Below are 11302 nucleotides of genomic sequence, written 5' to 3' on the forward strand. Positions count from 1 at the left end.
CGCGACGCGCCGTGACGGTGGGGCGTTCACCACTTTCTGGCACCCTCGGAGGAATAGCGGGGCCGTCAGCGGTTACCGTGCGTTGAGAAAAGGCATTGCCGTCGGCCGTACCCTGTCTCCGGGCAGGGTCGGTTTGTGCTCGGGGGAACAGACGTCTGACGAGAGGCGTTGTCGGCAGGACGAGAGTAGGGAGCGCAGTGGCAGGGGCAGCAGGGACGAAGACAGCCGCAGGGACCCGTCTGGTGATTGTCGAGTCGCCGAAGAAGGCGCGGATGATCGCCGGCTTCTTGGGGTCCGGGTACGTGGTGGAGTCCAGCTTCGGCCACATCCGCGACCTGCCGAGCGGGGCGGACGAGATCCCGGCGAAGTACAAGGGCCTGCCGTGGGCCCGACTGGGCGTCAACGTCGACGACCACTTCGACCCGCTGTACGTCGTACCGGCCGACAAGAAGGCACAGATCCGCAAGCTCAAGGACCTGCTCAAGGGCGCCGACGAGCTCTTCCTGGCCACAGACGAGGACCGCGAGGGCGAGGCGATCGCCTGGCACCTGCTCGAGGAGCTGAAGCCGACGGTCCCGGTCAAGCGGATGGTCTTCCACGAGATCACGCCGAAGGCGATCCAGGACGCGGTCGGCAACGCCCGGGACATCGACGAGGACCTGGTCGACGCCCAGGAGGCGCGCCGGATCCTCGACCGGTTGTACGGGTACGAGGTCTCGCCGGTGCTGTGGAAGAAGGTCATGCCGCGGCTGTCGGCGGGCCGGGTGCAGTCGGTCGCGATCCGGATGGTGGTCGACCGGGAGCGCGAGCGGATCGCGTTCCGCAGCGCGTCGTACTGGGACCTGGACGCCACGCTGGACGCCGGCGAGAGCCGCAACCCGCAGTACTTCCCCTCCCGCCTGGTCTCGGTGGACAGCAAGCGGGTGGCGCAGGGCCGTGACTTCAGTTCGACCGGTGAGCTCAAGGGCGCGAACACGGTCCACCTGAACGAGCAGACCGCGACCGCGCTGGCCGCCGCGCTGCGGGAGTCGCAGTTCACGGTCCGGTCGATCGAGTCCAAGCCGTACACCCGCAAGCCGTACGCGCCGTTCCGGACCACCACGCTGCAGCAGGAGGCCGGCCGCAAGCTCGGCATGTCCGCGTCGCAGACCATGCAGGTCGCCCAGCGGCTGTACGAGAACGGCAACATCACCTATATGCGTACCGACAGTGTCACGCTGTCGGACACCGCGATCACCGCCGCCCGGGCGCAGGTCCGGGAGCTGTACGGCGCGTCGTACCTGCCGGACAAGCCGCGCGTCTACACCTCCAAGGTGAAGAACGCCCAGGAGGCGCACGAGGCGATCCGGCCGGCCGGTGAGACGTTCCAGACTCCGGCGCAGACCGGTCTGAGCGGCGCCGAGTTCCGGCTGTACGAGCTGATCTGGATGCGCACGATCGCGTCCCAGATGAAGGACGCGGTCGGGAACAGCGTCTCGATCAAGATCGACGCGACCGCGGCGACCGGCGAGCAGTGCGAGTTCACCTCGTCCGGCCGGGTGATCACGTTCCACGGATTCCTCAAGGCGTACGTCGAGGGCGCGGACGACCCGTCCGCCGGGACGGACGACCAGGAGACCCGGCTGCCGGACGTGGTCGAGGGCGACGTACTGCCGGCGTCCGAGGTGATCGCGTCCGGGCACGAGACCAAGCCGCCGGCGCGGTACACCGAGGCCACGCTGATCCGCGAGATGGAAGAGCGGGAGATCGGGCGGCCGTCGACGTACGCGACGATCCTCGGCACCAACGTGGCCCGCGGGTATATCTACAAGAAGGGTCAGGCGCTGGTTCCGGCCTGGCTGGCGTTCGCGGTGGTGCGGCTGCTCGAGGAACACTTCACCCGGCTGGTGGACTACGCGTTCACCGCGACGATGGAGGACGTGCTCGACGAGGTCGCCTCCGGTGACCTGCAGCGCGAGGGCGTACTGTCCCGGTTCTACTTCGGCGACGACCAGCTCGAGGGCCTGAAGTCGATGGTCACCGACCTCGGCGACATCGACGCCCGGCAGATGTCGACGTTCCCGGTCGGCGGTGACGACTCCGGGATCGTGCTCCGCGTCGGCCGGTACGGGCCGTATGTCGAGGACAAGGACGAGCGGCGCGCGAACGTACCGGAGGACCTGCCGCCGGACGAGCTGACCGTCGACAAGGCGAAGGAGCTGCTGGAGCAGCCGTCGGGCGTCGAGCACGAGCTCGGTACGGCGCCGGACACCGGCCTGAAGGTCGTCGCGAAGGCCGGCCGCTTCGGTCCGTACGTGACCGAGGTACTGCCGGAGGACGCGCCGAAGAGCGCGAAGCCGCGGACCGGGTCGCTGCTGAAGTCGATGACGCTGGACTCGATCGGCCTCGACGACGCGATGAAGCTGCTGTCGCTGCCGCGGGTGGTCGGCAAGGACCCGGAGTCCGGGGACGAGATCACCGCGCAGAACGGTCGCTACGGGCCGTACCTGAAGAAGGGTACGGACTCGCGGTCGCTGTCGACCGAGGAGCAGATGTTCGACATTACGCTGGAGGAGGCGCTTCGCATTTATGCGGAGCCCAAGCAGCGTGGTCGGCGGGCCGCCGCGCCGCCGCTGAAGGAGCTGGGCGAGGACCCGGAGTCCAAGAAGCCGGTGGTGGTGAAGGAGGGTCGCTTCGGTCCGTACGTGACCGACGGGGAGACGAACGCGACGCTCCGCAAGGACGACTCGGTCGAGACCATCTCGCTGCTCCGCGCCGCCGAACTGCTGGCGGAGAAGCGCGCCCGCGGGCCGGTGAAGAAGACCGCGAAGAAGACCGCGGCCAAGAAGACGACCGCCGCGAAGAAGGCAACGGCCACCAAGAAGACAGCGACGAAGAAGGCCGCGACCAAGAAGACCGCTGCCAAGAAGACGACCGCGAAGAAGGCTCCGGCGAAGAAGTCCTGAACGTACATTGGAGTCAGTACCGGCGGATTTGCGAGGAGCGCGGATGACGAGTGCGGTCGAGGTCAGCGCGCAACGGTTGCGGGAGCGCGGTGAGCGGGTGACGCCGGCGCGGCTCGCGGTGGTCGAGGTGCTGGCCGGCACCGAGGAGCACCTGAGCGCGGAACAGATCGGCGAACGCGCCGAGCAGCTGCGGCCGGGCATCCACCGCGCGACTGTGTACCGCGCTCTGGACGCCCTCGGCGAGTTCGGGCTGGTCACGCACGTGCACCTGGGCCGGGCGGGTACGACGTACCACCTGGCCGGCGATCTCGCGCCGCGGCACCTGCACCTGCGCTGCTCGGAGTGCGGGACCGTGTACGACGCTCCAGGCGACATCCTGGAGTCCGCCCGCAAGAAGGTCGCCCGCGAGCTCGGTTTCCACCTGGCACCGGAGCAGGTAGCTCTCGTCGGGGTTTGCCGGAACTGCGCGCAGAGCAACTGAGCCGAGCCCTGGGCGGGCTGTCCTGGCGGGCTTAGGCTGACGGCGGACTGTGTCACGGCCCAGGCCATTCCCTGTGGCGAACACTCCGCTTGCCCCTGACCTGGGCCGCGCGGAGAGGAGTCCGTCATGCATTCTCTGCGACGATGTCTGGTCCTGGCCGCTGCCCTCGCGTTCAGCGCGATCGCGGTTCCGGCCGCCCATTCCGCACCGGCTGCCGACGCGTTGGTGAGCTCCGGCAGCCTAGCCACAACCCACCCGCAGAACGCGCAGAACGAGCCGTCGATGGCGGTCAGTGCGATCCGTCCGGACGTCCTCGCGGCGGGCGCGAACGACCTGGTGGACATGCAGCCGTGCTCGCAGGACGCGGCCGTCAAGCACGGTGCCTGTTCGTACCCACTCGGCACGTTCAACCTGGGCGTCGGGCTCAGCGGTGTGTACTTCTCGTTCGACCGCGGCCACAACTGGATCCAACCGACGTACTCCGGGTTGACCGCGGCCGACTGCAGCCCGACCGTCGAACCCTGTACTCCGCACCCCGGGCCGATCCACACGGTGCCGAACTACTTCGAGAACGGCCTGCGTTCCCGCAGCGACACCGGCGTGACGTTCGGACCGGCGCCCGGCCCGAACGGGTTCTCCTGGGCCAACGGTGACCGGCTGTACTTCTCCAGCCTGTCCACCAACCTCACCGACACCGTGATGCGGAACACCGGCTCGAGCCAGAACGGCACCTTCGGCGTGAACGTGTCGCACATCGACAACGTGACCCGGGCCAGGATCGCCGATCAGTCCAACTGGTCGAAGCCGTACTTCGCGGCACCGCACGCGGCCTTCAGTTCCGGACTCGACAAGGAGCAGGTCTGGGCGGACAACGCCGAGTCCAGCCCGTTCTTCGGCAACGTGTACGTCTGCTACTCCGACTTCCACAGCCTCAGCAACGGCGACGCGTTCCCGCTGAAGCCGATGGTGTCGACGTCTCGTGACGGCGGTGTCACCTGGAAGCAGCACCAGGTTGCGCCGGCCATCGCCAACGGCCGGCAGGGGTCGTACGACGGCTGCACGGTGCGGACCGACAGCCACGGTGTCGTCTACGTGTTCTTCACGCACTTCGGTGGGACCGGCCTGGCGGGATTCCACAGCGTGATCAAGTCGCTGGACGGCGGCCAGACCTGGCGGGCTCCGGAGGACGTCGTGGCGATCACCGATCCGTGCTTCCACCACGACCCGATCACCGGGCGGTGCATCATCGACGGCATCGCCGGCGCCCGGACCGACCTGGCCGCGATGCCGAGCGTGGACATCGCCAACGGCTCGCCCACTGGCGTGGGCGCGACGAACGAGATCGTCGACGCGTGGGTCGACGGGCGCGACGGCTCGAACCACGAGCTGGCGTTCCTCGCCTACTCGACGAACGGTGCGGCCTCGTTCAGCACACCGTCCCCGATCCCGCCACCCCTGAGCTCACCCACCGACATCGCGTCGTACGCCGCCCCGGCGATCAGCCCGGATGGCAAGCGGGTGTATGTGACGTCGCAGTCGTTCACGCAGCCGTTCCAGACGACCACTGCCAACCCGCGGCCGGAACACGGGGTGCTGCAGAGTGCCGCGATCGGGGCGGGTGGTGCGCCCGGCCTCTGGACGACGGAGTACTCCGGGCCGACCGGTGACGCCCGCGGTACGAGCCAGGGCCGGATCCTCTACAACGAGTTCCTCGGCGACTACGTGTACGCGATTGCGACCGTCGACTACGGGGCCGGGGTCTGGACGGACACCCGTGGTACGACGGAGTGCCCGGCCTTCGACACCTGGCGGCAGCAGTCGGCGGCGGCGGGTCACCTCGTACTGCCCGGTGCGCCGTGGCCGCTCGGGGTCTGCCCGGAGACCTTCGGTAACAACGACATCTACAGCGCCACCACCGGATAGGAGGCTCGCGGACAGCCCTGACCTGATCAGGTCAGGGCTGTCCATATCTGTTGATCGGTGTGGAGTTGTGAACAATTAGGCCTTAGGGTCGACTTTCGTGACTGATTACGTCGAGGACTTTGCTTCCGGGGAGAACGTGCTCCCTCCGCGTTCGTGGCTGGACGACGACTCCGGGCGGCTGCCGCTCAGCGGGGACTGGAGCTTCCGGCTGTCCCCGACCGTGGCGGACGCGCCGGACGACCTCAAGGACCCGGACACCAGCAGCTGGGACACCATCGCGGTCCCGGGCCACTGGCAGTTGAGCGGGTACGGCAAGCCGGCGTACACGAACGTCGTCTACCCGTTCCCGCTCGAGCCGCCGTACGTACCGACCGACAACCCGACCGGTGACTACGTCCGCACCGTGACGGTGCCGGCCGGTTTCGCGGGCGCGAAGGTCGTGCTCCGGTTCGAGGGGGCCGACTCGCGGTTCGCGGTGTACGTGAACGGGTCGTACGTCGGGTGGTCGTCGGGGTCCCGGCTGGCGTCGGAGTTCGACGTCACCGAGCTGGTTGCCCCCGGCAAGGATGCGCAGATCGCCGTCCGGGTGCACCAGTGGTCGACCGGCAGCTACGTCGAGGACCAGGACATGTGGTGGCTGTCCGGGATCTTCCGTGAGGTCAACCTGCTCGCGCTGCGCCCCGACGCGCCGACGGACGTGTTCGTGAAGGCCGCGTGGGACCACATCGACGGCGCGGGCACGCTGCTCGTCGAGTCCGACGTACCGGGCACTGTTTCCGTGGCCGAGTTGGGCCTCGAGGTGCCGACCGGTGAGCATGTACGGGTCGAGGGCGTACAGCCCTGGAGCGCCGAGGTGCCTCGGTTGTACGACGCCGTACTGCGGACCGCGGGCGGCGACGTACGGTTGCGGATCGGGTTCCGGACCGTCGCGATCGTCGACGGGATCTTCACCGTCAACGGCAACCGGGTGCTGTTCAACGGCGTGAACCGGCACGAGTTCCACCCGGACCGCGGCCGGACGCTGACCGAGCAGGACATGCTCGACGACGTACTGATCATGAAGCGGGCCGGTATCAACGCGGTCCGCACCAGCCACTACCCGCCGCACCCGCACTTCCTCTCGCTCTGCGACGAGTACGGGCTGTACGTGATCGACGAGTGCGACCTCGAGACGCACGGGTTCGGGTACGAGCCGCAGCCGCCGAACCTGCCGAACCCGGTGATGGACCCGCGGTTCCGCGACGACCTGGTGCTGCGCATGCAGCGGACGGTGCACCGGGACAAGAACCACCCGTCGATCGTGATCTGGTCGCTCGGCAACGAGTGCGGGATGGGTTCGAACCTGAAGGACATGTACGACGCGGCGAAGGTGCTCGATCCGTCGCGGCCGGTGCACTACGAGCGCGACACCGAGGCCGAGTTCGTCGACATCTACTCGCGGATGTACACGTCGCCGGAGGGGTGCGCGGAGATCGGCGCCGACACGTCGTTGTACCGGAACCTGCCGTTCATCCTGTGCGAGTACGGGCACGCGATGGGGAACGGGCCGGGCGGTCTGCTCGACTACCGCGAGGTGTTCGACAAGTACCCGCGCTGCCAGGGCGGGTTCATCTGGGAGTTCATCGACCACGGTCTGCGGACGACGATCGACGGGCGCGAGGTGTACGCGTACGGCGGTGACTTCGGCGAGACGATCCACGACGGGAACTTCGTCTGCGACGGGCTGCTGTTCCCGGACCGGACGCCGTCGCCCGGCATGCACGAGTACACGAAGGTGATCGAGCCGCTCCGGATCGTTGCTGACGGCAACCGCGTGTCGATCACCAACCGGTACGAGGTGCTGGACACCGGCCATCTGAGGTTCACGCTGCGGACCGAGGCCGAGGGTGAGGTCATCGGCGACGGCAACCTGCCGGTGCCGGTGATCGCACCGGGCGAGACCGTGTCGGTCGAGCTGCCGCCGGGGATCGAGAAGCAGCGCGCCGACGGCCGGCCGGAGACCTGGCTGACGGTCACCGCCGAGCTCGCCGAGTCGACGCCGTGGGCCGACGCCGGACACCGGATCGCCTGGGGTCAGATCCGCCTGGACGAGCCGGCTGCGGCCGCGCCGGTGGTCGCTGGTACGCCGGCTGAAGGTACCGCTGGTCTCGACGGGATCACCGTCGGTGGCGTGCGGAACGTGCGGCTGGACGTCTGGCGGGCGCCGATCGACAACGACGCGATTCCGGGTGTCGCGGCCGAGTGGCGTGAGGAAGGGCTGCACCGGGTGCAGCACCGGATCGTGTCTCAGGGTGAGCGCGACGGCGCGTGGGAGGTCGTCACGCGAACGGCGCCGCCGCAGTTGCAGTGGGGTCTGCGTAGTACGTGGCGCTGGACTGCTGTCGACGGGGTGGTCGTGCTGCAGCTGAACGTCGTACCGGAAGGCCAGTTCCCGGAGGTGCTGCCGCGGCTCGGCATCACGCTCGAACTGCCGAAGGCGGAACGGGTCGAGTGGTTCGGCACCGGCCCGAACGAGGCGTACGTCGACACGCGCGAAGCCGCCGCGGTCGGGAAGTACTCCGCCACGGTCGCCGAACTGCAGACGCCGTACGTCCGCCCGCAGGAGAACGGCCAGCGCATCGACACCCGCTGGGCCGCGATCGACGGCCTGCGCATCGAGGCCCTCGACCAGCTCTTCGGCCTCACGGTCCGCGACTGGACCACCCACGACCTGGAAACCGCCCAGCACACCGCGGACCTGGTCCCAGGGGACACCACCTACGTCACCCTCGACCTCGCCCAAACCGGCGTAGGCACCGCAGCCTGCGGCCCCGCCCTCCCCGACCGCGACAAGCTGAAGACGACCCCCGCCACCCTCACCCTCCGCTTCACCACCCGATAACCCGGACCGCCAGGCCACCACAATCGCTCCCACGGCACCCGCGCCCCGCAGGACGACCACCGCGAACACCATTTGTGATGGTCTGGCGATCCGCCACAACCTCACCCCGCCGCGCCGCCCACCCCTCCACCCGGGCCGATGCGGCGGGGTGACAGTTCAGGCGGACGTGAGCCACTCACCAACCCAGTCGACCGGCAGACCCGCACGCTCGGCGCATCCATCAACACCAACGTCCAGCCTGATTGGTGAGTGCTGCAGGTCCGCTCCCCTCCACCACGTGCAGACGTGTCAGAGACGCTCTTCGCGGAGGTCGGAGATCGTGCTCGTCGAGTCCGTCGCCATCTCGGCCTGGTCGGCGGGGAGGACAAGTGGTGTCGGGTCGCTCGCCGGGATCAAGCGCCCGCGACGGATGAGGTCGGCACGAACGCGCGTGCTCCTGTCTCCGTCGACCGGGGTGGTGTCCATGGGGTCACCGTAGAACACCAAGCGACCGACTCAGATGGCGATGGTTGGGCGGGGGTGGGTTGGGGTGGGGGGTGGGTGGTAGGCGTGCCAGGCCTTGGTCAGGCGGTGGACGGCTTCGGTCAGGTCTGTGGGGTGGGCTCGGAAGTGTAGGCGGATGTAGGGCCGGCTGTTGCCGGTGATGTCGAGGCCGGCGCCGGGGAGGATGGCCAGGCCGTTTCTCAGGGCTGTTTGGGCGAAGGATGTGCCGTCGCCGTGGGGGAGGCAGGCCCAGAGGCATTGGCCGCCGGTTACCAGTGGGACCTTCCACGTGGGGAGGTGCTGGGTCAGCAGGGTGTGTAGATGGTCGTGGCGGGCTTTGAGTGTTTCGTGCAGCTCTGGGTCGTCCAGGAGCGGTAGTAGGTGCACCGCAGCAAGCTGGGTGGGGATGTTGCCGCCTAGGTCGTGTACTGCACGCAGCCTGGCCAAACGGTTGATCAGGGGCGGCGCAGCGCGGACCCAGCCGATCCTCAGACCGCCCCAGATGCTCTTGCTGAGTGAGCCGATGGAGATCACCGTGTCGCCGTACGCCGCTATCGGCGTGACCACAGGCTCGCCCGGGAAGGCAAGATCAGCAGGGACCTCGTCCTCGATCAACGGCACACCCGCGCCGGCCAGGCGCTGACGCGCCAACGGGGACAGCACCGCACCCGTGGGGTTGTGGTACGTCGGGATCACGTACGCCAGCGCCGGACGACGTTCCCGTACGGCCGTCTCGAAGCCCTCAAGTCCTACGGGCAGCCCGCGCAGTACTGCGCCCTCCTCCCGGAACGCCTCGAGCGCTCCCGGGTACGTAGGCGCCTCCACGATCACCTGATCGCCAGGAGACACCAGGGCGTGCGCCAGCAGTGAGAGCGCCTGTTGACCGCCGTTCGTCACCAGCACCTGCTCCATGCGTGTAGGCACGCCACGGGCGGTGTAGCGATCCGCCAGGGCCCGCCGCAGCGCCGGCAGGCCGTACGGGTAGTAGCCGATGTCGTCAGCGATCTTCCCGAGCTCGGGCGCGATCCTCGCGAACGCCTCCGCCAGTTGCGGCGGCGGATCACCCGGCGCTGCACAGATCGCCAGCAGTACGTCGTCGTCCCGGGCCTCCAGTGAGTCCAGGAAGATCGGGTCCACCGGAGCCTCTTCGACCTGCGCATCGGTGGGTACCCCGGCCACGCGTGTACCGCTGCCCTGGCGCCGGGCGATCCGCCCTTCGGCCTGGAGCAGGTCGTACGCCGCGACCACCGTCGTACGGCCGACCGCCAGCGCACCGGCGAGCGCGCGGTCCGGCGGTAGGAGCGCGCCGGGCGGGAGCTCGCCGTCGTCGATCAGCCGGCGCAGGCGGGACGCGAGCAGCACATAAAGCGGGCCGCGGCCGGACGACCAGCGGCCCAATCGGTCAACCACCTCGATTGGTCTCATTCGCGAACCAATTCTGCCGGATTGGCTCTGCCTCCGCGAGGGCTGCCGCAGAACCATTAACGGTATGCCGAACTTTCCGCGTCACCCGATCATGTCCCTGACCGCCGAACAACCCCGGTACGAGCTGGGCGAGAGCTACGGGCCGGACCTCCGTCTCGCGGACCTGCTGACGCCGGAGCTGGCGGAGCTGGAGCTCGGCTACGGTACGGCGGCCGGGGACGCGCGGCTGCGGAGCGCGATCGCCGAGCGGCACGGCGTACGGGCCGACCAGGTCGTCGTCACGGTCGGCGGGATGCACGGGATCTTCCTGCTCGCCTATCTGCTCGCGGGCGAGGTGGTGACGACAGCGCCGGAGTTCCCGATGACTCGGAGTGCGTTCGAGACGGTGGGTGCGTCGGTTCGCGTTGTGCCGTTGGGGTTCGACGACGGGTACCAGCTGACCGCCGAGGCAGTGCGCGCGCAGCTGACGCCGGGTACGAGGCTGGTCAGCCTGGCGACGCCGCAGAACCCGTCCGGGGTCGCCGTACCGCTTCCCGTGCTGCGCGAGATTGTCGCGGCGATGCAGCAGATCTGCCCGGACGCGTACTTGATGGTCGACGAGACGTATCGCGTTGCGTCGTACGGCGAGGAGCCGGTCGCGGAGACGGCGGTGGGTCTCGGACCGCGGGTGGTGGTCGTGGCCTCGTTGTCGAAGTGCCACGGTGCGGCGGGGCTGCGGATCGGGTGGGTGGTCAGCACGGACGACGAGCTGATCGAGCGACTGGTGCCGGCGAAGTTCGGCACGGTGGTGTCCGCCTCGCCCGTCTGCGAGGCGCTGGCGGTCGAGATCTTCGCGCAGGAGCAACCCATCCTCGCCGGCCGAAGGACTTGGCTCGAGGAGAACCTTCTGATTACCCAGGACTGGGTCAACGCCAACAGTCAGCTTGTGGAGTGGGTCCGGCCGGATGCCGGCGCGTTGTGTGTCGTGCGCTTGCGGGCGGGAGTCGATCTCGGGCGGTTCAAGCGGGCGGCGGCGGAGATCGGCGTACGGCTCGCGGACGGGGACTGGTTCGGGGACGATGCCCGGGTGTTCCGTCTCGGGTTCGGTTACCTGCCGGCCGCCGACCTGAAGGTGGCGCTGGATGCGCTGCGCGAGGCTGTCCATGCGTCCCACTAGGCTTGCGG

The 11302-nt window shown here is 68.8% G+C and carries 7 protein-coding genes; 5 read left to right on the forward strand and 2 right to left on the reverse strand.

All coding sequences use genetic code 11. The features are described from left to right. The first annotated feature begins 242 nt into the window (after window positions 1-242). From topA to ACZ5BU_RS28350, 4 genes are all read left to right on the forward strand, one after another. On the forward strand, window positions 243-2945 hold the full coding sequence (gene topA, locus ACZ5BU_RS28335; protein ID WP_465703469.1) for a type I DNA topoisomerase: 2703 nt from the start codon (window positions 243-245) through the stop codon (window positions 2943-2945). A gap of 43 nt (window positions 2946-2988) precedes the next feature. Beyond that, window positions 2989-3426 (forward strand): Fur family transcriptional regulator, encoded by a 438-nt coding sequence (locus tag ACZ5BU_RS28340; RefSeq protein WP_465703470.1) that lies wholly within the window; start codon window positions 2989-2991, stop codon window positions 3424-3426. Window positions 3427-3552: 126 nt separating this feature from the next. Continuing rightward, the gene (locus ACZ5BU_RS28345; RefSeq protein WP_465703471.1) at window positions 3553-5349 is read left to right on the forward strand and encodes a sialidase family protein; all 1797 of its coding nucleotides are present in this window, start codon (window positions 3553-3555) and stop codon (window positions 5347-5349) included. A 97-nt stretch (window positions 5350-5446) separates the two neighbouring features. Beyond that, on the forward strand, window positions 5447-8230 hold the full coding sequence (locus ACZ5BU_RS28350) for a glycoside hydrolase family 2 TIM barrel-domain containing protein (protein WP_465703472.1): 2784 nt from the start codon (window positions 5447-5449) through the stop codon (window positions 8228-8230). Window positions 8231-8518: 288 nt separating this feature from the next. Here ACZ5BU_RS28350 and ACZ5BU_RS28355 read toward each other — a convergent pair whose 3' ends face one another. After that, a complete protein-coding gene (locus ACZ5BU_RS28355; RefSeq protein ID WP_465703473.1) occupies window positions 8519-8695 on the reverse strand; it encodes a hypothetical protein in 177 nt (58 codons plus the stop codon). Window positions 8696-8725: 30 nt separating this feature from the next. Continuing rightward, window positions 8726-10123, reverse strand: coding sequence for an aminotransferase-like domain-containing protein (locus ACZ5BU_RS28360; protein WP_465703474.1), 1398 nt, complete (start codon window positions 10121-10123; stop codon window positions 8726-8728). Window positions 10124-10202: 79 nt separating this feature from the next. Between ACZ5BU_RS28360 and ACZ5BU_RS28365 the strand changes: the two genes are divergently transcribed. Then, complete coding sequence (locus tag ACZ5BU_RS28365; RefSeq protein WP_465703475.1) at window positions 10203-11294, forward strand: pyridoxal phosphate-dependent aminotransferase; 1092 nt, start codon at window positions 10203-10205, stop codon at window positions 11292-11294. Window positions 11295-11302 lie beyond the last annotated feature (8 nt).

It is taken from the genome of Kribbella sp. NPDC031520, assembly GCF_055580825.1.

Bases quoted from the DNA above. Each gene is read 5' to 3' on its own strand.
- ACZ5BU_RS28340 (WP_465703470.1), top strand. From the start codon at position 2,989: ATGACGAGTGCGGTCGAGGTCAGCGCGCAACGGTTGCGGGAGCGCGGT.
- ACZ5BU_RS28345 (WP_465703471.1), top strand. From the start codon at position 3,553: ATGCATTCTCTGCGACGATGTCTGGTCCTGGCCGCTGCCCTCGCGTTC.
- ACZ5BU_RS28355 (WP_465703473.1), bottom strand. From the start codon at position 8,695: ATGGACACCACCCCGGTCGACGGAGACAGGAGCACGCGCGTTCGTGCC.
- ACZ5BU_RS28365 (WP_465703475.1), top strand. From the start codon at position 10,203: ATGCCGAACTTTCCGCGTCACCCGATCATGTCCCTGACCGCCGAACAA.